A 20153-nucleotide genomic window follows, 5' to 3' on the forward strand; every position below is an offset into this window, starting at 1 on the left:
GTCGGCGCCGCAGGTCAGGAACCCGCGCCGTCCTTCCAGGTGTTGTAGAACCACAGGTTGCCGTAGGCGCGGTCGAACGCGAGGCCGTGCACCGAGTCCTGGTACGAGACCAGCGACGGGCGGTAGTACAGCGGAATCGAGGGGACGATCTCGGTCAGGCGCTCCTGGGTCTGTGCGTACAGGTCGGCGATCTCGTCGGAGTCGATCGAGGCCCGTGCGTCGGCCACGAGTGTGTCGAGCTGCGCATCGGCCGTGTTGGTCTGGTTCGTCCCTCGACGCTCCGGCGTGGTCACCTCTGTGGAGCTGTACTTGATGAACAGCACGTCGGCGGTGTTCGTGGTCCAGATGCCCGCGCTGATGTCCTGCTCGCCGGCGGCGACCCGTGCCTTCTGATCTTCGGAGGAAAGTACGTCGATCTGAATCTCGACGCCGATGTCCTTGAGCTGATCCTGCACGATCTCGAGGATCTGATTGGCCTGCGCCACGTCTCCCGTGGTCGGGAAGTAGAGCGAGAGCCGCTCCCCGTCCTTGACGCGATAGCCGTCGGCATCCCGCTCCGACCACCCCGCGTCGTCGAGCAGGTCGTTCGCCTGGTCGACGTCGTAGGTGAAGGTGGCCGCGCTGTTCTCGGCGTAATTCGGCGTCGAGGGCACGAGGAAGCCCTCGGCGACCGTCCACTGGCCGAACGACACGGCGTCGATGATCGCCTTGCGGTCGAGACCGGCGAAGAGCGCCTGGCGCACGGCCGGGTCGTCGAGCGGGGCATTGTTCTCGTTGAGCCAGAGGGAGTACGGGTGACCGGGCCGGTCGAACTTCGTGAACCCGAGACTGTCGTTGCTCAGCACCGACTCGACGTTCTGCGGGGGAGTCCAGTCGATGACGTCGAAGTCACCCGCGACCAGCCCGTTGTACCGCACGCTGTCTTCGGCGACGAAGCTGATGTCGATGCCGTCGAGGTAGGCGGCTCCCGTGCGCCCCGCGTCGGACTCGGGTGCCCAGGCGTAGTCGTCGTTCCGCTCCAAGCTGAGCGACTCGTCGGTGCGCCAGTCGACGACCTCGAACGGGCCGGTGCCGATGGGGCGGTCGACGATCGTCTCGGGCGCCTCGGCGAGCTGCGTGCCCGAGATGATGCTCAGATACGCCTGCGACAGCACGTTGATCAGCGCCGAGTACGGCTCGGACAGCGTGATCTCCAGGGTCAGCTCGTCGATGGCCTTCGAGCTCTCGTACGGTCCGAGGTACGACGCCTGCAGTGGCGCTTTGGTCTCGGGGTCGAGGATGTGCTCGATGTTCTGCTGCACGACCGCCGCGGTGAGCGGCGACCCGTCATGGAAGGTGATGTCGGGGCGCAGGTGGATCGTGTACACGCGGCCGTCATCCGAGAGGTCGTACGACTCGGCGAGGAGCCCCTCGAAGGTGCCGTCCTCTTTCTGCCAGAAGAGCGTGTCGAAGATCGCGCGGAAGATCAGAGGGTCGTTCGAGTTGCCCTGCTGGTGGGGGTCGAGATTGGTCGGCGCCCACGCGTTGAGAGCGACCTCGAGAGTCCCACCCGATTCCGGCTCGTCTGCGCTGGTGGGAGCAGCCGAGCCGCCGGTGCCCGTCGAGCACGCGGCGAGCGTGACGGTCAGCAGGGTCGCTGCGACGGCTCCGAGAAGGCGGTGGCGGGACGCGGGCATGGGACTCTCCTAGGGGTCGCGACGAGACGCCGACCGCGCGGGATCGCAGGTCGTGCATCGGTCTCGGCCGGGTGAGGCTCTGCCCCGCACCGGTCGACGTGCTGAAACGATAGGGGAGGCGGAAGCTCGGGCCGGGGTGGGAGTCGAGGGGTTACTGCCGATTACCCGCGGTTACCTCGGCCGTCATTCTGCGTCACGCCCGTCGCCTTCGGCGGGCGCGTCGGATACGGCGTTCGAGAGTCAGATCAGGCGGCGCAGCGCCTCTTCGAGCGAGACGCCCTGCGCCTCAGCGCTGTCGCGAAGGCGCGCGTGCTCATCCGGCGAGAGCGCCAGGCTCACCACGATCGGATCGTCGACCGACGAGTCGAGGCCGTCGAGCAGATCGGATGCCTCGGCCCAGAGCGGCTCATCGAGGGTGGTCGTCGCGGTGGAGCGAGAAGGCGCGGATGCGGTCGACGACGAGGGCGCTGCCGCAGCGATCGGTGCGGATGCTGCGACCGACGCCCCGGCATCCGTCGCCATCGTGAAGCCGGGCCCCCGGCGGGGCTCGTGCTTCGCCTGGTAGGCCTTGGCTGCGGCGTTCGCGCGCTCGTCGGCGGCCTCGTTGAGGGGATGCCCCGCGTGTCCCTTGACCCACGAGAACTCGACGTCGCGTCCGCGGATCGCCTCGTCGATGCCCTCGAGCAGATCACGGTTGAGCACGGGGCCGCCGTCGGACTTGCGCCACCCCTTGCGCTTCCATCCCGGCATCCACTTCGTCACGGAATCGATCACATAGCGGCTGTCGCATTCGATCAGCAGCTTCTCGGAGATGCCGGCAGTGGCCTGCAGCAGCTCGAGCACGGCACGCAGCTCGCCCTGGTTGTTCGTGCCGTGCGGGGATCCGCCGGCCGCCCAGTTGGCGTCGTCGATGTACCAGGCCCAGCCGTTGGGGCCGGGGTTGCCCAGGGCGGAGCCGTCTGCGGCGGCGGTGATCGTCATCCTCCCACCGTAGCCGCGGCGGGCGACACCGCCCTTTCTTTCGAATCGCCTACTTCGCAGTTTTCGGTGGCGCAGGACTGCACAGTGAGCGATTCGAGTTCCGGTGTCAGTCCTCGGGTTCGCCCGAGTCCGCGGGTGACTCGGCGGCAGGCGGCGCGGGGGCGACCGGGAAGACGATCGAGGTCACCGACCCGCCGGATTCCAGCCCGATGCCGAGCGACAGCGGGTCGACGGTCGGTGCGGTCGCGAGCACCTCGGCCTCGGAACGCTCGAGCGGCTCAGAGGGCAGAGCCCACTCGTTCTCCTGCTCTTCGGGACGCTGTTGGAAAAGACCCATGGGCACCATTGTGACCCCGATCACGGTCGGGGCAGGTGGATTCACACCGGATTGATCGGTCAGTCGGCGGAGGCCGCCGCCTTCGCCGCCGTGCGCACCGCGTCGACGAGATCACGCCAGGGGCCGTCGAGGGCGGAATCGGGCAGCTCGCGCTCGCGTTTCTCCGACGGCGTGCGCACCCGGATCAGCCAGACGAACCGGTCGGCACCGGTCGACTCGTCGTCTGTGTCGTCATCCCACGGACAGCTGTCGACCATGGTCAGCCATTCCGGAGCGTCGGCGGGGTCGGGCTCGACCCGCCATTGACGACGGATGCCCGCGATGCCTCCCGTGCGCACCACCGCGATCACGACCTGGCGCTCAGTCGGTTCGGGGGACTCGCTCATCTTCATAGACTCCCACGGTCGTCCAGGCGCGTCGAGCGGCTGCCGCCGTGGCATCGTCGATGGCGGATGCCGCGGCGACCGTCGCGTTGGCGAAGTCCGTGAAGCTCGCGGTGCTCGACAGCCCTCCCGTGAGCGCCCGATACCAGACCGTTCCCGCGGTCTCCCAGGCGTTGCCGCCCAGATCGATCGCGAACACGGCGAAGGCCCGGTTCGGGATGCCGGAGTTGATGTGCACCCCGCCGTTGTCCTCCGTCGTGCGCACGAAGTCGCTCATGTGCGCCGGCTGCGGGTCTTTGCCCAGCTCGTCGTCGTCGTATGCCGTGCCTGGTTCGATCATCGACCGGAGCGCCTTGCCCTGCACGGCATCCGTGAAGATCTCGGCGCCGATGAGCCACGTCGCCTCGGCCGCGCTCTGCCCGAGCAGATACTGCTCGGTGAGGGCACCGAACACGTCGGCGATCGATTCGTTCAAGGCCCCGGGCTGCCCCTGGTACTCGAGGTCGGCCGTGTACTGCACGACGCCGTGGGCGAGTTCATGCCCGATCACCGTGGTGGAGGCCGTGAAGCCCACGAACACCTCGCCGTCTCCGTCGCCGAAGACCATGCGCTGACCGTCCCAGAACGCGTTGTCGTAGTCGACGCCGTAGTGCACGGTCGCGTCGAGCGGGGCGCCTGCGTCGTCGAGCGAGTTGCGGCCGAATGCCGTGAGCAGCATCTCGAACGTCGCACCGAGACCGTCGAAGGCCTGATTGACCGACTCGTCGGCGACCGGTTCCTCGTCTTCGCGGCGCACCACCGCACCCGGGAGGTTCTGCGTGTTGCCCGCGTCGCTGATCGTGCGGTTCGGGGCGTCGGAGAGCTCGGCGACCAGGTCGCCGTTCTCGTCGATCGACAGATCGAGGCGTGCGCGGAAAGGCGGCCTGCCCGCCGTGAGCGTCTGGCGGGCGGCGGCTGCGGCGCCCGGATAGCGGCCCGACTCGGCCAGCCGCGCGAGCAGGTAGGAGGGGACGATTCCCGGGGATGTGTCGTGGCGGCTCATGTTCAGACCCTACGCCGGGGGTGCGACATCGGGGAGGCGGTGTTCCGGGGCGTCGCGATGGGCGGAGATCTCGGTGTGAGGCGGAGGAACACGCGCGATTCGTCCGCCCGACACGGAGGAGGCCGCCCCTCGGGCAGTGCCGGTTCCGAAGCCACCGCGCACCAGGGACGCGCCCCCAGGTTCCTCGCGTAAAATCGGCACAATGACCGATGCGCCCGATGCCACTTCCGACCTGGGTGCCGGCGTCGACCCCGACGACCTCGCCACCACGCTGCGGGTGCTCTCGGAGCTGCACCGGATCGACAACGAGCATCCTGACTTCGTCGCTGTGCGCCATGCGACCGCCGCGATGTTCAAGGCCGTCAAGCGCGTGCGCCGCAAAGAGATCCGCGATGCGATCGCCGAAGCCGACAAGGCGGTCGTCGCTCGCACGGCGACCGGTGCCCCCGATCGCATCGATGACGAGACCCGCGGACACGATCTGGCGACCAGCGTCGTCGACGCCCCGATCGCGGGCGAGCTGCTCAAGCCCCGCAACTGCTACATCTGCAAGCAGCCGTACACGGTGGTCGACGCCTTCTATCACCAGCTCTGCCCCGACTGCGCGCGCTTCAGCCACGGCAAGCGCAACGCCCGCACCGATCTGACCGGCAAGCGCGCGCTGCTCACCGGAGGTCGCGCCAAGATCGGCATGCACATCGCACTGCGGCTGCTGCGCGACGGCGCCCACACCACGATCACGACGCGCTTCCCGCGTGATGCGGTGCGGCGCTTCTCGGCGCTGCCCGACTCGGCCGACTGGCTGCACCGCCTGCGCGTGGTCGGCATCGATCTGCGCGACCCCGCGCAGGTGATCGGCCTCGCCGACTCGGTCGCCGCTCAAGGCCCGCTCGACATCCTCATCAACAACGCGGCGCAGACCGTGCGTCGCTCGCCGGGTGCCTATTCGCTGCTGGCGGATGCCGAACTGCAGCCGCTTCCCGACGGCCCCCTGCCCGAGATGGAGACGTTCGGTCACACGGCCGACCCGCATCCGCAGGCGCTGCAGGCCTCGGTCGACGCGCACCCGCTGCTCTCGGTCGCGGCTCTCGGCGGCACTGTGGCCGAGCAGGGCGGCCAGGCGCTGACCGCCGAAGACCTCGCGCGGCTGGCGATGGCCCCCGGATCGTCGTCGCTCGAGAAGCACGCCGACGGCACCGCGATCGACGCCGGCGGACTCGTGCCCGACATCAACCGCACGAACAGCTGGGTGCAGTCGATCGATCAGGTCGATCCGCTCGAGATGCTCGAGGTGCAGCTCGCCAACACGACGGCTCCGTTCCTGTTGATCAGCCGTCTGCGGGCGTCGATGGCGGCATCCGATGCGCACCGCAAGTACGTGGTCAACGTCTCGGCCATGGAGGGGCAGTTCTCCCGGCGCTACAAGGGCCCCGGCCACCCGCACACCAACATGGCGAAGGCTGCGCTCAACATGCTCACGCGCACCAGCGCCGGCGAGATGCTCGAGACCGACGGCATCCTGATGACCGCCGTCGACACGGGCTGGATCACCGACGAGCGCCCGCACCACACCAAGGTGCGTCTCGCGGAGGAAGGCTTCCACGCACCGCTCGACCTCGTCGACGGAGCCGCCCGCGTGTACGACCCGATCGTGCGCGGCGAGGCCGGCGAAGACATCCACGGCGTGTTCCTGAAGGACTACGAGCCCAGCCCCTGGTGACCCTGGCCCGGGGTGGTTCCCGTCCGGGTCCGGGTCTGGGGCCTGGTAGGTCGGCCCCTCCCGAAGTTTCGAATAGCGCACTTCGCAGATTTCCGCCCCCGGATTCTGCAAAGTGCGCTACTCGAAAGCAGCCGGGGAGGGCGGAAGACCGGGAGCGGATGCCGTCGGCTAGTGCGCGCGGATCTCGAGGTTCTCTGACGCCCAGGTGCCCAGCTGGTCGAGGATCGGCAGGAGTCCGCGTCCGCTGTCGGTCAGCGAGTACGAGACCGTGACGGGCGGGCCGGCATCGACCGCGCGGGCCACGAGCCCTGCCTCGGCGAGTTCGGCCAGCCGGTCCGAGAGCACGGTGTCGCTGATGCCGGAGACCCCGCGACGCAGCGCGACGAAGGTCGAGGGGCCGCCGCCGAGCGACGAGACGATCATGCCGTTCCAGCGCTTGCCGAGCACGCTGAAGGCCAGTGTGACGGCGGCGTCGCAGACGTGACGCTCTTCGTCGATCTCGGCCATGCGACCATCATACCTGTGCTACGTTAACGCGAGCCGCTAAGAAAAACAGAGTGGCTACGAAAAACGAAAGGTACGGTCATGTCCCTGTTCCGCCTGGATGCCAGCATCCTTCCCGCGTCGTCCGCCAGCCGTTCGCTCGCCGACCTCGTCGAAGCCGAGTGGACAGCATCCCACCCCGACTCCACCGTCACCCGCCGCGATCTCGCCGCCGATCCCGTGCCCGCGACGGCATGGGCGGATGCCGTGACCGGCGGATTCGTCGACGACGCTCAGCGCACCGACGCTCAGCGTGAGGCCCGTGCCCTCGCCACCACCTTCGCCGACGAGCTGATCGGCGCCGACGCGCTGCTGTTCGCGGTTCCGCTCTACAACTACGGCGTCTCGCAGCACTTCAAGACCTGGTTCGACCTGGTCTACACCGACCCGCGCATCGACCCGCAGGGCACCGCACTGCGCGGCAAGCCCGCGACCCTCGTCACGGTGCTCGGCGGCAACTACGCGCCCGGTACCCCCAAGGAGGGCTGGGACCACTCCACCGGATGGCTGCGCCGCGTGCTCGAGGACGTCTGGGGACTCGACCTGCGCGTCGTCGAGCGTCCGTTCACTCTCGTGGGCGTGAACCCGGCACTGGATGCCTTCGCCGACACCGCCCGCGAGCTCAAGGAGAACGCCGAGCAGTCGGCGCGCACCTACGGCCGCGAACTCGCCGCGCTGCGGGGCGACCAGGTCGCCTGACCGCCCACGGCTGCATCCTGTGCGCGCCCGCGTGTCCGCCCGCGTCGCCCGCCTGTCGTCGCCCGCCTGTCGTCGCGAGGGTGGCGTCTCGCGCAGCGTGGCGCTGTGCTTCAGTGGGCACCTGTTGTCGCTCTGAGGCTCGGATAGCGACGAGAGGTGCCAACTCAGAGCGAGGCTGCTCGGTTCGGTTGGCACCTCTTGTCGCTACTGCATCCGAATAGCGACAACAGGTGCCAACTCAGCCAGCCAGCACCAGCACCAGCACCAGCACCAGCAGCACCAGCAGCAGCAGCAGGCACTGCGCACCACCTCCCGCTCAGAAGCGGGGATTCGGATGCGGCAGCCACACCGTCACGTTCAGTCCGCCGGCCTCGCGCGGCGTGAGCACCAGCGACCCGTCGTGCGCCTGGGCGATGCGCTGCACGATCGCGAGTCCGAGGCCGATCCCCGCGTGGTCGTCGCCGCGCGTGCGCTCGGCTCCGCGTTGGAACGGCTCGGCGAGCGTCGACACGACATGTGCGGGCAGCACGCTGCCGGTGTTCTCGACCACGACCGCCACGGCTTCGGGCAGCACATGCGTGCGCACGACCACGGTGCCGCCGGATGCGTCGTTGTGCACGATGGCGTTGTGCACGAGGTTGGTGAGCAGCTGCTGCAGCAGCGGTCGGGATCCGAGAACGTTCGCCGTGTCGCCGCCGACGTCGATCGTCACGCCGCGGCGCTCGGCGAGAGGCAGCAGGGTCTCGGCCGACTCCTCGGCCAGCAGCGAGACCTCGACCGGTTCGCGGGTGAAGGCCCGGCGCTCGGCGCGGCTGAGCAAGAGCAGGGCCTCGGTCAGCTCGATCGCTCGCGCGTTCACCTCGCGCAGTCGGTCGATCAGCGCGTCGACATCGCGGTCGGGATCGTGGCGGGCGACCTCGAGCATCGTCTGCGAGATCGCGAGAGGTGTGCGCAGCTCGTGCGACGCGTTGGCCGCGAACCGCTGCTGCTCGGCGATGTGCGACTCCAGCTGCTCGAGCATCGAGTCGAAGACGTCGGCCAGATCGCGGAACTCGTCGCGCGGGCCCGCGAGCGCGATGCGATGCGACAGGGAGCCCTGTGCGGCCAGCTGGGCGGCCCGCCCGATGCGGTCGAGCGGAGCCAGCATGCGTCCGGCGATCAGCCAGCCGCCCGCGAGACCGATCGCGAGCAGCACCAGCATCGCCACGACCGCCGCCGGGATGAACGCCCGAATCAGGTCTGACCTGTTCGGCACGAACAGGCCGCTCTGGGTGGAGATCTGCACGTCGGGCACGTAGCGCAGCAGATAGAAGGCGACCGCGGCGAGCAGCCCCACGCCGGTCACGACGACGACCCCGACGTACGTCAGAGTGAGCTTCCACCGGGCGCTCAGGCCTCGGCGGCGCAGAGCACTCGAGGGGTCAGTCATCGGCATCCGATGCGATGCGGTATCCGACGCCGGGCACGGTGAGGATCAGCCAGGGCTCACCCAGTCTCTTGCGCAGCGAGGAGACGGTGATGCGCACGGCGTTCGTGAACGGATCGGCGTTCTCGTCCCACGCGCGTTCGAGCAGCTGCTCCGCGCTCACCACTCCGCCGCCCGCGTCGACCAGCACCTCGAGCACCGCGAACTGCTTGCGGGTGAGGGCGACGTACCGTCCGTCTCGGAAGACCTCGCGACGGAACGGATCGAGCCGCAGGCCCGCGAGCTCGAGCACCGGCGGACGCGAGCGCTGGCGCCGCCGATCGAGAGCCCGCAGGCGCAGCACCAGCTCGCGCAGCTCGAAGGGCTTCGTCAGATAGTCGTCGGCGCCGATCTCGAACCCGCTCGCCTTGTCGTCGAGACGATCGGCCGCGGTGAGCATGAGGATCGGGATGCCGCTGCCGGAGGCCACGATCGTCCGTGCGACGTCGTCGCCGGAAGGCCCCGGAATGTCGCGATCGAGCACGGCCAGATCGTAGGAGTTGATGCTCAGCAGCTCCAGCGCGGTGTCGCCGTCGCCCGCGATGTCGGCGGCGATCGCCTCGAGCCGCAGCCCGTCGCGCACCGCCTCGGCCAGATACGGCTCGTCCTCGACGATCAGCACGCGCACGGCAGGACTCCCATGTGCTCAGAGCTTACGCATCCGCGCATATCGCGAGCATATGAAGAACCGCATACGCCGTCGCAACAGCCGTCTTCGTTGACTGGACGCATGAACTCACGCACCACCCTCACTCGTCCTGGCGTCGTCGCCGCCGTCGCCGTGTTGATGCTCATGGGCCTCATCGCCGCAGCGCTCGTGCTGTGGGGGCAGCAGTCGGATGCGGCGGTCGCGGCGCCCGTCTCGCGCGAGGCGCTCGGCGAGGCCGACGGGATCATCCGCCACGAGGGCGCCGTGTCGGTCTTCGACGACGTTCCGGCCGTGTCGAACCTCGACTCCGATCTGCTCGCGGCCGTCCGAGCGGCGGCCGACGCGGCGGCGGATGACGGAGTGCCGATGCACGTCAACAGCGGATGGCGCTCGGCCGAGTACCAGCAGCTGCTGCAGCAGGAGGCCGTCGAGCAGTACGGGTCGGCCGACGAGGCGGCCCGCTGGGTCGCGACTCCCGAGAACTCCGAGCATGTCTCGGGTGACGCGGTCGACCTCGGGCCCCTCGCCGCACAGGACTGGCTCGCTCAGAGGGGCGCCGAGTTCGGACTCTGCCAGATCTACGCGAACGAGCGCTGGCACTTCGAGCTGCGCCCGGCGGCTGCCGCGAACGGCTGTCCCGTCATGTACGACAACCCGACGACCGACCCGCGCACGCAGCGCTGAAGGTCGCTCGCATCATGCCGTCAGGGGGTCGCGCGGCGGTATCCGCCCTCGTGCGCCTCGACAGCACCCGCAGCCACGAACTCGTCGATCCAACCGCCCATCGGCCATTCGCCCCAGTGCTCGGCGAACAGTGCGCCGTTGCGCAGGATGTCGTCGAGGTGGCGCCAGGGCGGAGAGCCCGCCGGATGCCACTGGTGGTAGGCGTGCGCCCCGCCGACCCAGTGCAACGGGATGCCGAGAGACCGCGCGCGGCGGCCGAGATCCGTGTCTTCTGCGCCGTATCCCTCGTACCGCTCGTCGAATCCGCCCAGCCGCGCCCAGGTCGCGGGAGTCACCGCGAAGGACAGCGACCAGAAGAGGTCGTACTCGGTCGATGCCGCGGTCTCGACGATGCCGGTCGGCGGGTTCGGACGCACCGGATGCGGGCGGGTGGCCGCCTCGAGGTCGTCGGGCGATGACGGCCTCTGCACGCTCTCGAGGTAGGTGACCGGTCCGCACAGCAGACCGTCGGGGTGCGACAGCGACGCGGCGACGTACCGGTCGAGGAGCTCGGGCCCGGGAAGGCAGTCGACGTCGAGGAACACGAGCAGGTCGACGTCGGCGGCGAGTGCGACCTCGGCGGCGGCGTTGCGTGCGGCCCCGACCCGCATGCCGTCGCGTCCCGGGGGCACGTGCACAGGCACGGCACCGTCGAACGCGGGCGGCGTCGAGTCGTCGAGCCAGGCTTCGATGCGCACGACCTCGTGATCCGCGGGGGAGACCTCGCGCAGGAAGCGGCGCTGGCGGTGCAGATGCGAGAGCCTGTTCTCGGATGCCGGGGTGATCACCGCGATCCGCGCGGTCACGAGCCCGCCTCCGCGATCGTGATGGCGGCCCGGGCGGCGGCACCGGCGACGCCCCACCCGCTCCAGTCGGGTGTCGAGGCCGCTGCGCGCTCGACCAGCTCGACGACCTCCTCCGGCGTCGAATCGGCCGACCCCGTCGACGCGTAGCCGTCGGACAGCAGCACGCGCCCGGTGTGGAACTGCTCGCCGAACGGGCGGTCCTGGGGGAGCACGACCGCTCGCGCCCCGACCGCAGCGAGGTCGGCGACCCCGTTCTGACCGGCTGCGCTCACGACGACCGTGGCCCGGCACAGCATCGGCCAGACGTCATCGACCCGGTCGTCGTCACGCGCGCCTGCGGTCTCGACCACCCAGCCCTGCGCCGTCAGAGAGTCGATCGTCGCCGCGAGTTCGGGGGGATCGAGCGTGCGGCTGAGGAAGAGCACTCGTCGCGCCGTGTCGTGCGGGTCTGCCGTGTGATCGCGTCCGTCATACCGCGAGATCGCGCCCACGTGTTGAACGCGCTCGCCGCGCCGGGTCAGCTCTGCGGCGTCGATCGTGCCCGGTGCCCAGGGCGCCACGATCCGATCGGCGATGTCGTAGGCGAGCCGGTGCGGGCGGTCGGTACGGTCGCCCGGTTGTGCGAAGACCACGGTCGGCACTCCCAGGAGCCGCACGAACGCGGTGACCTCGACGCTGACGTCGACGACGAAGACCGACACCGGGTTGCGGGCGATCCATTCGGCGATGACGGCGAGCCGCTCCTGGTGGCCGGGGTGACCGACGGGGGCCCAGTGCAGGGCGCCGCCCGCGGTGACGTCGCCGAGCTCGTGCGCCTCGCGGATCACGCCGTCGGCGTCGACCACGGGATCCGCATCTGCCGGCAGATGGATCCAGGTGGTGCGCTCGTCGAGGTTCGCCGGGGCGGGGAGGCTCGAGAAGACCGTGACCTCGTCGTCGAGATGGCGGCGGATCGCCTGCATCCGCGTCACATGTCCCCATCCGTGATGATGCACGTACCAGCCGATCATGCGCCGACCGCCTCCACTTCTTCGACGGTTCTGATCTCGTCAGCGGCCATGGCAGGATTCTGCGCCGCGACCGCGAGCACTCGTTCGACCTCACGGTGGCGACGCGCGAGAGAGTGCCGGGCGGTCGCCGCCGCGCGCACCCGATCACGCTGCGCGCTCGATGCCGAGCCGCGGGCCAGACCCACCGCCGCCTCCGCGAGCGCGCGCACGTCTCCCCCCGGCACGACCGCGCATCCGGGCAGCCCGGCGAGCACCTCGCCCGCACCGCCTTCGTCGAAGGCCACCACCGGAGTGCCGGTCATCAGGGCCTCGGCCAGGACCAGGCCGAAGGGCTCCGACCAGACCGGAGTGACCAGCGCGACCGATGAGGTGCCGACGAGAGCGCACAGCTCGGGCTGACGCAGCGGCCCGACGTATTCCACCCCGTCGCCGAGGCGCGGTTCCACCTCGCGGGCGAAGTATTCGGGATCGCCGATGCGGCCGGCGATGCGCAGCCGCGCTCCGGCCGATCGGGCGGCGAGGATGGCGAGGTGCGGAGCCTTCTCGGGCACGATGCGGCCGAACCACACCCAGGCGTCGCCGCCGGGCCCCCGTTGCCACTGCGCGCTGTCGACGCCGTTGGGGAAGACGAAGGCGTCGACCCCCTCCGCCGACCACGCGCGAGCCGTGTACTGGCTCACCGCGAGGAAGCGGTGCGGCGCGGATGCCGGCAGCGACCGGGCGGCGAGGACCATGTCGGCGAGGGGTGGCGTGTGCAGGGTCGTCACGACAGGTACGCCCGCGTCTCTGCTCCACAGGATCGGATCGCCGTGCAGGCTGTGATTGTCGACGACGTCGACGCGGCCCCGCAGATCGGTGAGTCGCGCGCGCACGCGGGCGAAGGCATCCGACATCCGCTCCCGATGACCGGCGGGATTCTCGGTGTCCGACGCGTCGAGCGCCCGGTGCCAGCGGGGGCTGGGCAGGTGCAGATCGGTGGACGGACCGAGGAAGTCCGACCCCTCGGCGGCGCACAGCTCGACGTGGTGTCCGCGGCGCCGCAGCCACCGCACCCGGTTCCACACGACGGCTTCGAGACCGCCGGCGTGCGGCTGTCGGAGAGCGTGCCGCTCGGGCGCGACGACGAGCACCCGCAACCGCTGCCCGGCGGTCACTTCGAGACCTCGTCGATCGCGTCGGTGTAGAGGCGGGTGTGCGCGTCGCGGACCTGCTGCCTCTCGTCGAGTCGTTCTGCGCGGCGCGACGCGAGAAGGTCGCGCGCGCGAGACGACGGATGCCGGGAGTCACCGGACCACGTCACCGCATCGGCGAGCGTGGCAGGGTCGTCGAGATCGATGACGCGGAACTCCGACGGGTGCTGCGACCGGATGTGTCCCACGTCTGTTCCGGCCACGCGCACCCCCAGGTCGTAGCACAGCTCCACCCATCCGGAGTGCGTTCCGTGGCGATACGGCAGGACGAACAGGTCCAGGCCGGCGAGCCACTCCTCGACCTGCGCGTCGTCGAGGTACGCCGTGCGGCGCACCCGCACGGCGGTCTGCCCCTCGGTCGCGGCGACCACGCGGTCGGCGGCGCGGTCGTCGCGCACCCGCTCGTTCAGCAGCACCTCGAACACCACGGGCCTGCCGTCATGCTGCAGAAGGCGCGCTGCGCCCACCGCCGCGACGACAGCCTGCTCCGCGTCGATGTTCGGGCGCAGATCGCGCAGATGGATGCCGACGCGCACGACGTCGTCGGCGATGCGCCGCGGCGGCGTGGCCTCGTCGAGAAGCGTCGGGTGGGGGAGGACCAGGCTCGGGCGGTCCCATCGACGTTCGATCTCGGCGGACGCCGACGACGTGAGCGTCACGAGTCGGTCTGCCGCCGGCACGATCACGTCGAGCAGTGCGCGGTACGGCTCCTGGTCGACGAGCTGCGGGTTGTCGAGGTCGTGCACCGTGAACACCACGGGCCTGGCGGCCCGCCGTGCCGCATCGAGTCCCGCTCGGAGCTGGCCCGGGGTGAATGACTCCAGGCCGAAATGCACGTGCAGCACGTCGTAGTCGTCGGCGTGCTCGCTGAGCCACGGGGCGGTCATGGCGACCGGCGGCCACCACTGCTCGGGCGGGGCGCCGGGAACCGGAGGGTCGGGCAGCAGCGCGACCTGGCGCGGGTCGATGATCGCCGCGACGTAGGGGTGGGACGACGGGATGGAGGCGACCCGAATGGGCGCAGAAGTTGTACCGATGGGAGTCTTCCTTGCATGACTGAGCGCTCTGAGTTCACGGATCGCAGGGGCGGAAGCGCCGAAATGCAACGGGGTTAAGGGAAAAAAGAGGGAGGTATACGTTCGAATCATGAACTCCGCTCCCCCCGACGTCACGACCATTGCGCCCGCCGGGTCGGCGGTGCTAGGGCGCCGTCTGCACTACGGGGAGTTCTACGGTCTCGCCCCTCTTCCCGAGAGCTTCGGGGTCGTGCTCGGCAACTGCCAGGCCGAGTCGCTGCGACTCGTCATCGACGCCCCGGATCGACGGTTCATCCGCGTTCCTCCCGTGCACGAGATGACCGCGGAGGATGCGCGGCGTCTGCACGATCTCGTCCCCGTCGCGCACACCGTGATCACGCAGCCGGTGCGCGACGACTACCACGATCTTCCGCTCGGCACGCGGCAGGTGGCGGCCTCGACCTCGGCTCGGGTGCTCACGGTCCCGCCTGTGAGGTTCGCCGGGCTGCACCCCTTCCAGGCGGCGATCCGCGTTCCAGGCATCGACGAGGATCCGCCCGTCGTGGCGTACCACGACGTCCGCACGCTCGCAGCGGCGGCCGGCATCGCGGTGTCGCCGTCGATCGCCCCCGATGCCGTGCGAGCGATCGGACACTCCTCGGTCGAGGTGCTCCGCACGCGCGAGGCCATGGCCGACGTGCAGGTCGCCGACCTCTTCGACACGGTCACCGTCGACCATGCGCGCACCGTCAATCACCCGGGAAACGCGGTCTGGATCCCGCTCGGCGCGCGTGTGCTCGACGCACTGGGCGTCGCGCACGGACCGGTCGACCCGGGGCGTCCGCTGCTCGACGCCGTGCGGGCGCCGCTCGCCCCCGAGGTCGTCGAGGCGTGGGATCTGCCGGATGCGCCGCGGGCGGAGTGGATCGTCGAGGGAGAGACCGTCGACGATGCCGAGGTCCGGGCCGCGCATGCGGCCTGGTATGCCGCGCACCCCGCGTTCGTCGCGGCGGCGATCGAGCGTCTCGCGCCGCTGCTCGCGGTCTGGCGTGCCGCGTGAGCCGCGCGCCGCTGCTGCTCGTGCACCCCGGTGATCACGGGGTCGCCGTGTACGCCCGCGACATGGCGCGTGCGGTCGGAGGTCTGGCCGACGTGCGCGCGGTCGATCCCGACGCACTCGCCCGGGTGCCCGACGGCACCGCCGTGCACGCGCACTTCACGGATCGCCTCTGGGGGACATCGCCGGAGGAGGCGGCGCGGGCGTTCGTGGCCCTCGCGACCCGCCTGCGCGTGAGTGTGACTCTGCACGACGTGCCGCAGGAGTCCGACGGCGCACAGAACCGTCCCCGCCGTCGTGCCGCCTACGCGCTGGTCGCGGCCGCCTCCCACGGCGTGGTCGTGAACAGCGAGCACGAGCAGGCGCTTCTCCGCGAGGAAGACGTGTGGGCGGGGCCGGCTGCGGCCATCCCGCTGCCCGTGGAACTCGGGACGGAATCCGAGCGGGGTCGCGCGGACGGATCCGTCGGGGTGCTCGGCTACTTCTACCCCGGCAAGGGGCATGACGAGGCGGCGGATGCGGCGGCGGCGGCCGGGATCCGCAGGCTCACCGTGCTCGGGCGCGCCTCCGACGGCCACGCCGCTGAGCTCGAGACCTTCGTGCGCCGAGCGGCGAGCCTCGGGGTCGAGGTCGACGTCACAGGATGGCTGGACGACGACGAGATCGCCCGGCGCGGACGCGCGGTGACGGTGCCGGTGATCGCTCATCGGCATATCTCGGCATCCGGCTCTCTGGCGTCATGGATCGGCTGGGGCCGGCGCCCCGTGGCCGTGCGCAACCGGTACATCGACGAGATGGCGGCGCTGCGTCCGGGAACACTGACGACGGTCGAGGAGACGGACCTCGCAGACGCTCTGAGCGACGCGGTCGCCGACCCCGAGACCACCTGGCACGGTATCGCGCGGCTGCCCCACTCGCGGGCGGATGCGGCGGATGCCTACCTGCGACTGTGGGACGAGCTGGGTTCATGACGACGCCGTGGGTGGTCGGCAACGGGTGGGACGCGCGGGACGGGGTCGTCCCCGCGGCGCTGCCACACGTCTCGGTGATCGTCGCGCACTACGACCAACCGGGGGAGCTCGCCCGTACGCTGCACGCGTTGACCGCGCAGGACTATCCGCCCGAGCTGCTCGAGATCGTGGTCGCGGACGACGGCTCGCCCGGTGACGTGGACGTGCCGAACGGCGTGATCCTCGTGCGGCAGGAGGACCGCGGATTCCGGCTCGCCGCCGCGCGCAATCTCGGCGTGCGTGCGAGCAGCGGAGAAGTGCTGTGCTTCCTCGACGCCGACACGTCGCCCGAGCCCGGGTACGTGCGCGCACTCACCCGGCTGCCCGCTCTGCTGCCCGAGGCGGTCGTCGTCGGGCGGCGCCGCCATGCCGACTTCTCGGGTGTCGAGGTGGGGGAGCCGGTCGTCGAGGCGGCGGCCGGCCGTGAGCTGCCGGAACCCGCCTGGCTGGCGGAGGAGTACGAACGGAGCCGCAACCTGCTCGACGCCGATGACCGCTCCTACCGCTTCGTGATCGGCGCGGTCATGGCGTGCTCACGACGGCTGTTCGACGAGGTCGGCGGTTTCGACGAGACGTTCACAACGTATGGCGGCGAGGACTGGGAGTGGGCGCACCGCATGTGGCAGGCGGGCGCGGTGTTCTCGCATGTGCCGGATGCCGTCGCCTGGCACGACGGCCCGGAGTGGGCCGGCCGTGACGGCGCGAGCATGGATCGCGCCAACGCCCAGACGCTGCGGCTCCAGGCGTCGATCCCGGTGCCGGGGTCGTCGCCGCGCGCGCTGTGGCCGGGGGCGGCGGACCTCGTCGTGCGCGTGCGCGGTGAGCATTCGGCGGCGGCGCTGTTCATCGCCGCGGATTCGCTGTTCGAGGCCTTCCCGCGCGCGCGACTGCTCGTGGATCAGGTGCCGGACGTGCTCGACGATGACCCACGGGTGTCGGTCGAGGCGGACGACATCGACGCCCGGGTCGTCTGGGAGACGCCGCGTCCGGTCGTGGTGCTCGACAAGACATGGATCGTCGAGGCCGTCCGGCACCTCGGTGCGGGGAGCGTGGGTTCGGTCGAGCTGATCGACGCCGACGGCTCGTCGCTCGGCGTCCTTCGCTCGCGCAGGGCGAGGCGTCGCGCGGCGCGCTGGGGAACGGAGAGCGGGTTCGAGACCGCACGGATGCCGGCCGACGGCATCCACGCTCTGCGAGCCGATCCGCGCGTCGAGGCATGGGTCGGCGGGTGGGGCGGCGTCGAGTCGTTCTGCGCGATCGCCGACGCCGGAGCGTTCTAGAGCCGGTCGACGCCCGTCACGGTGACGACCGCGGCGCCCTCGTCGTCAGAGGCCGCGAGGTCGACCGTGGCCGAGATGCCCCAGTCGTGGTCGCCGGCCGGGTCGTCGAGGATCTGACGCACGGTCCATTCGGTCGCCCCCTCCGTCAGGAGCAGCAGCTGCGAGCTGCGGGCATTCGCGCCGGTGAGGATCTCGTCGTGGTCGGCGAAGTAGCCGTCGAGCGCATCAGACCAGGCATCCGCCCCGAATGCGGGGTCGAGTTCTTCGAGCGTCGCGACGTCTTCTCGCGCCGCCAGCTGCACGCGACGGAAGAGCTCGTTGCGCACGAGGGTGCGGAAGGCGCGGACGTTCGAGGTCAGTCGCTTCGGTGCCGGCGGCACGATCGGCTCGTCGTCCGGTCCGTGCAGGACGCCGTTGACGAGCTCCTCCCACTCGTCGAGCAGGCTCGAGTCGACCTGGCGCACGAGTTCTCCGAGCCACTCGATGAGGTCGCGCAGGTCTTCGTCCTTGGCCTCTTCGGGAATCGTCTGCGAGGCCGCGCGATACGCGTCGGAGAGGTAGCGCAGCACGACGCCTTCCGAGCGCGCGATCTTGTAGTACGCGACGTATTCCCCGAACGACACGGCTCGCTCATACATGTCGCGCACGACGGACTTCGGATGCAGTTCGAAGTCGCGGATCCACGGCTGCGCCGCGCTGAACGTCTCGAACGCGGCCGTCAGCAGCTCGTCGAGGGGTTTCGGGTAGGTGATCTCCTCGAGCAGCTCCATGCGCTCGTCGTACTCGATGCCCTCGCGCTTCATCGCCGCGACCGCCTCGCCGCGCGCCAGGAACTCCTGCTGCCCGAGGATCGCCCGGGGGTCGTCGAGCGTCGACTCGACGATCGAGATCATGTCGAGGGCATACGATCCGGTGCCCGTGCCAGCCGCCGGATCGCGGTCGAGCAGCTCGAACGCAGCGAGGGCGAATGGAGACAGCGGCTGGTTCAGGGCGAAGTTCGGCTGCAGGTCGACCGTCAGGCGGATCTCGCCGTCCGGAGTCTGCTCCACGACACCCGATTCGAGCAGCGTGCGGTAGATGCCGATGGCGCGCAGGGCGAGCTCGCGCTGCCGCTTCCTCGGCTCGTGGTTGTCATATACCAGGGCGCGCATATTGCCGAGGACGTCGCCGCCGCGGCCGATCACGTTGAGCATCATGGCGCTCGTGATCTGCATGTGCGAGGTGAGTGTCTCGGGCTCGGCGTCGATCAGCTTGCGGAACGACGGCTCTCCCCACGAGACGAAGCCGTCGGGCGCCTTCTTGCGCACGATCTTGCGCTTCTTCTTCGGGTCGTCGCCGGCCTTCTTGATCGCGGCGACGTTCTCACTCTCGTGCTCGGGTGCCTGGGCGACCACGGTGCCGGCGGTGTCGAAGCCGGCTCGGCCCGCGCGCCCGGCGATCTGGTGGAACTCGCGGGCGCTGAGCTGCCGCATCCTGGTGCCGTCGAACTTGGTCAGAGCCGTGAGCAGCACCGTGCGGATGGGCACGTTGATGCCGACGCCGAGCGTGTCGGTGCCGCAGATCACGCGCAGCAGTCCGCGCTGAGCGAGCTGCTCGACCAGGCGCCGGTACTTCGGCAGCATCCCGGCATGGTGCACGCCGATGCCGGCACGCAGGAAGCGCGACAGCGTCTTGCCGAACGCGGTGGTGAAACGGAAACCGCCGATCAGCGCTGCGATCTCGTCGCGCTGCTCACGGGTCGCGACCTTCGTGCTCGACAGCGCCTGCGCCCGCTCCATCGCAGCGGCCTGCGAGAAGTGCACGACGTAGATCGGAGCCTGGCCGGTACCGAGCAGGTCTTCGATCGTCTCGTGGATCGGCGTCGTCTCGTAGAAGTAGTGCAGCGGCACGGGCCGCTCGACGCCCGTGACGGATGCGGTGTCGCGGCCGGTCCTGCGGGTGAGGTCGCTCGACAGCTGCGACACATCGCCGAGGGTCGCCGACATGAGGATGAACTGCGCCTGCGGCAGTTCGAGCAGCGGCACCTGCCATGCCCATCCGCGGTCGGGGTCGGCGTAGAAGTGGAACTCGTCCATCACGACCTGGCGCACCGCGGCACCCGTGCCCTGGCGCAGAGCGAGGTTCGCGAGGATCTCGGCGGTGCAGCAGATGATCGGCGCATCCGGGTTCACCGAGGAGTCGCCCGTGATCATGCCGACGTTCGAGGCGCCGAACACGTCGACGAGGGAGAAGAACTTCTCGCTCACCAGCGCCTTGATGGGGGCCGTGTAGAACGAGCGGCGTCCCTCGACGAGTGCGGCGAAGTGCGCGCCGACCGCCACGAGCGACTTTCCGGTGCCGGTGGGCGTCGAGAGGATCAGGTTGTTGCCCGAGACGATCTCGATGACCGCCTCATCCTGCGCGGGGTAGAGGCTGATGCCGGTCGACTCGGCCCATTCGACGAACGCCGTGTAGACGGCATCCGCATCGGATCCGTCGGTCAGCGTGGTCGGGTCGAGCGTCATGTCTCGATCCTTTCATCCCGACGGGCGGACAACTCTGTGTGGGGCGGTGAACAGCAGCCGGA

19 protein-coding genes are annotated in these 20153 nt (G+C 70.1%); 6 read left to right on the top strand and 13 right to left on the bottom strand.

The window, feature by feature from the left end:
• Window positions 1–14: 14 nt before the first annotated feature.
• The 5 genes from AC3WS6_RS03785 to AC3WS6_RS03805 form a co-directional block, all read right to left on the bottom strand.
• The gene (locus tag AC3WS6_RS03785) at window positions 15–1676 is read right to left on the bottom strand and encodes an ABC transporter substrate-binding protein (RefSeq protein WP_492499736.1); all 1662 of its coding nucleotides are present in this window, start codon (window positions 1674–1676) and stop codon (window positions 15–17) included.
• 240 nt (window positions 1677–1916) lie between these two features.
• Window positions 1917–2657 (bottom strand): ribonuclease H family protein, encoded by a 741-nt coding sequence (locus tag AC3WS6_RS03790; RefSeq protein ID WP_492499737.1) that lies wholly within the window; start codon window positions 2655–2657, stop codon window positions 1917–1919.
• A gap of 106 nt (window positions 2658–2763) precedes the next feature.
• A complete protein-coding gene (locus AC3WS6_RS03795; RefSeq protein ID WP_492499738.1) occupies window positions 2764–2994 on the bottom strand; it encodes a hypothetical protein in 231 nt (76 codons plus the stop codon).
• Window positions 2995–3053: 59 nt separating this feature from the next.
• Entirely contained in the window at window positions 3054–3380 is a 327-nt protein-coding gene (locus tag AC3WS6_RS03800) for a protealysin inhibitor emfourin (RefSeq protein WP_492499739.1), read from the bottom strand.
• Window positions 3355–4419, bottom strand: coding sequence for a M4 family metallopeptidase (locus AC3WS6_RS03805; RefSeq protein WP_492499740.1), 1065 nt, complete (start codon window positions 4417–4419; stop codon window positions 3355–3357). Before AC3WS6_RS03805 ends, AC3WS6_RS03800 begins: the two co-directional genes overlap by 26 nt.
• Window positions 4420–4621: 202 nt before the next feature.
• Here AC3WS6_RS03805 and AC3WS6_RS03810 point away from each other — a divergent pair, with 202 nt between their 5' ends.
• Entirely contained in the window at window positions 4622–6139 is a 1518-nt protein-coding gene (locus AC3WS6_RS03810; protein WP_492499741.1) for an SDR family NAD(P)-dependent oxidoreductase, read from the top strand.
• 168 nt (window positions 6140–6307) lie between these two features.
• Here the strand turns inward: AC3WS6_RS03810 and AC3WS6_RS03815 are convergent, their stop codons facing one another.
• The gene (locus tag AC3WS6_RS03815; protein ID WP_053098511.1) at window positions 6308–6646 is read right to left on the bottom strand and encodes a winged helix-turn-helix transcriptional regulator; all 339 of its coding nucleotides are present in this window, start codon (window positions 6644–6646) and stop codon (window positions 6308–6310) included.
• A 78-nt stretch (window positions 6647–6724) separates the two neighbouring features.
• On the opposite strand from AC3WS6_RS03815, the gene AC3WS6_RS03820 reads away from it, so the two are divergent.
• The gene (locus tag AC3WS6_RS03820) at window positions 6725–7381 is read left to right on the top strand and encodes an FMN-dependent NADH-azoreductase (RefSeq protein ID WP_492499742.1); all 657 of its coding nucleotides are present in this window, start codon (window positions 6725–6727) and stop codon (window positions 7379–7381) included.
• Between the two features lie 316 nt (window positions 7382–7697).
• On the opposite strand, the gene AC3WS6_RS03825 is transcribed toward AC3WS6_RS03820, so the two are convergent.
• A complete protein-coding gene (locus AC3WS6_RS03825; RefSeq protein WP_492499743.1) occupies window positions 7698–8810 on the bottom strand; it encodes a sensor histidine kinase in 1113 nt (370 codons plus the stop codon).
• Entirely contained in the window at window positions 8803–9474 is a 672-nt protein-coding gene (locus tag AC3WS6_RS03830) for a response regulator transcription factor (RefSeq protein ID WP_492499744.1), read from the bottom strand. The genes AC3WS6_RS03825 and AC3WS6_RS03830 overlap by 8 nt, the downstream gene beginning before the upstream one ends.
• A 102-nt stretch (window positions 9475–9576) precedes the next feature.
• Between AC3WS6_RS03830 and AC3WS6_RS03835 the strand changes: the two genes are divergently transcribed.
• Window positions 9577–10179, top strand: a complete 603-nt coding sequence (locus AC3WS6_RS03835) for a M15 family metallopeptidase (protein WP_492499745.1) — start codon at window positions 9577–9579, stop codon at window positions 10177–10179.
• Window positions 10180–10199: 20 nt separating this feature from the next.
• On the opposite strand, the gene AC3WS6_RS03840 is transcribed toward AC3WS6_RS03835, so the two are convergent.
• Genes AC3WS6_RS03840 through AC3WS6_RS03855 form a run of 4 tightly spaced genes read right to left on the bottom strand, consistent with a single transcriptional unit; the run spans window position 10200 to window position 14330 of the window.
• A complete protein-coding gene (locus tag AC3WS6_RS03840; protein WP_492499746.1) occupies window positions 10200–11024 on the bottom strand; it encodes a galactosyltransferase-related protein in 825 nt (274 codons plus the stop codon).
• Window positions 11021–12034, bottom strand: coding sequence for a glycosyltransferase (locus AC3WS6_RS03845; protein WP_492499747.1), 1014 nt, complete (start codon window positions 12032–12034; stop codon window positions 11021–11023). Before AC3WS6_RS03845 ends, AC3WS6_RS03840 begins: the two co-directional genes overlap by 4 nt.
• A complete protein-coding gene (locus AC3WS6_RS03850) occupies window positions 12031–13188 on the bottom strand; it encodes a glycosyltransferase (protein ID WP_492499748.1) in 1158 nt (385 codons plus the stop codon). Before AC3WS6_RS03850 ends, AC3WS6_RS03845 begins: the two co-directional genes overlap by 4 nt.
• Entirely contained in the window at window positions 13185–14330 is a 1146-nt protein-coding gene (locus AC3WS6_RS03855) for a glycosyltransferase (RefSeq protein WP_492499749.1), read from the bottom strand. Before AC3WS6_RS03855 ends, AC3WS6_RS03850 begins: the two co-directional genes overlap by 4 nt.
• Before the next feature lie 40 nt (window positions 14331–14370).
• On the opposite strand from AC3WS6_RS03855, the gene AC3WS6_RS03860 reads away from it, so the two are divergent.
• The 3 genes from AC3WS6_RS03860 to AC3WS6_RS03870 are packed head-to-tail and all read left to right on the top strand — an operon-like array spanning window position 14371 to window position 17587.
• Entirely contained in the window at window positions 14371–15300 is a 930-nt protein-coding gene (locus AC3WS6_RS03860) for a WcbI family polysaccharide biosynthesis putative acetyltransferase (protein WP_492499750.1), read from the top strand.
• A complete protein-coding gene (locus AC3WS6_RS03865; RefSeq protein WP_492499751.1) occupies window positions 15297–16268 on the top strand; it encodes a hypothetical protein in 972 nt (323 codons plus the stop codon). Before AC3WS6_RS03860 ends, AC3WS6_RS03865 begins: the two co-directional genes overlap by 4 nt.
• Window positions 16265–17587, top strand: a complete 1323-nt coding sequence (locus AC3WS6_RS03870; RefSeq protein WP_492499752.1) for a glycosyltransferase family 2 protein — start codon at window positions 16265–16267, stop codon at window positions 17585–17587. Before AC3WS6_RS03865 ends, AC3WS6_RS03870 begins: the two co-directional genes overlap by 4 nt.
• On the opposite strand, the gene AC3WS6_RS03875 is transcribed toward AC3WS6_RS03870, so the two are convergent.
• The gene (locus AC3WS6_RS03875) at window positions 17584–20091 is read right to left on the bottom strand and encodes a DEAD/DEAH box helicase (protein WP_492499753.1); all 2508 of its coding nucleotides are present in this window, start codon (window positions 20089–20091) and stop codon (window positions 17584–17586) included. The genes AC3WS6_RS03870 and AC3WS6_RS03875 overlap by 4 nt on opposite strands.
• Window positions 20092–20153: the final 62 nt, after the last annotated feature.

It is taken from the genome of Microbacterium sp. EB106-03-03-XG65 (genome assembly GCF_058791955.1).

Bases quoted from the DNA above. Each gene is read 5' to 3' on its own strand.
- AC3WS6_RS03820 (WP_492499742.1), top strand. From the start codon at position 6,725: ATGTCCCTGTTCCGCCTGGATGCCAGCATCCTTCCCGCGTCGTCCGCC.
- AC3WS6_RS03860 (WP_492499750.1), top strand. From the start codon at position 14,371: ATGAACTCCGCTCCCCCCGACGTCACGACCATTGCGCCCGCCGGGTCG.
- AC3WS6_RS03800 (WP_492499739.1), bottom strand. From the start codon at position 3,380: ATGAGCGAGTCCCCCGAACCGACTGAGCGCCAGGTCGTGATCGCGGTG.
- AC3WS6_RS03785 (WP_492499736.1), bottom strand. From the start codon at position 1,676: ATGCCCGCGTCCCGCCACCGCCTTCTCGGAGCCGTCGCAGCGACCCTG.
- AC3WS6_RS03815 (WP_053098511.1), bottom strand. From the start codon at position 6,646: ATGGCCGAGATCGACGAAGAGCGTCACGTCTGCGACGCCGCCGTCACA.
- AC3WS6_RS03810 (WP_492499741.1), top strand. From the start codon at position 4,622: ATGACCGATGCGCCCGATGCCACTTCCGACCTGGGTGCCGGCGTCGAC.
- AC3WS6_RS03825 (WP_492499743.1), bottom strand. From the start codon at position 8,810: ATGACTGACCCCTCGAGTGCTCTGCGCCGCCGAGGCCTGAGCGCCCGG.
- AC3WS6_RS03870 (WP_492499752.1), top strand. From the start codon at position 16,265: ATGACGACGCCGTGGGTGGTCGGCAACGGGTGGGACGCGCGGGACGGG.
- AC3WS6_RS03875 (WP_492499753.1), bottom strand. From the start codon at position 20,091: ATGACGCTCGACCCGACCACGCTGACCGACGGATCCGATGCGGATGCC.
- AC3WS6_RS03805 (WP_492499740.1), bottom strand. From the start codon at position 4,419: ATGAGCCGCCACGACACATCCCCGGGAATCGTCCCCTCCTACCTGCTC.
- AC3WS6_RS03835 (WP_492499745.1), top strand. From the start codon at position 9,577: ATGAACTCACGCACCACCCTCACTCGTCCTGGCGTCGTCGCCGCCGTC.
- AC3WS6_RS03795 (WP_492499738.1), bottom strand. From the start codon at position 2,994: ATGGGTCTTTTCCAACAGCGTCCCGAAGAGCAGGAGAACGAGTGGGCT.
- AC3WS6_RS03845 (WP_492499747.1), bottom strand. From the start codon at position 12,034: ATGATCGGCTGGTACGTGCATCATCACGGATGGGGACATGTGACGCGG.
- AC3WS6_RS03790 (WP_492499737.1), bottom strand. From the start codon at position 2,657: ATGACGATCACCGCCGCCGCAGACGGCTCCGCCCTGGGCAACCCCGGC.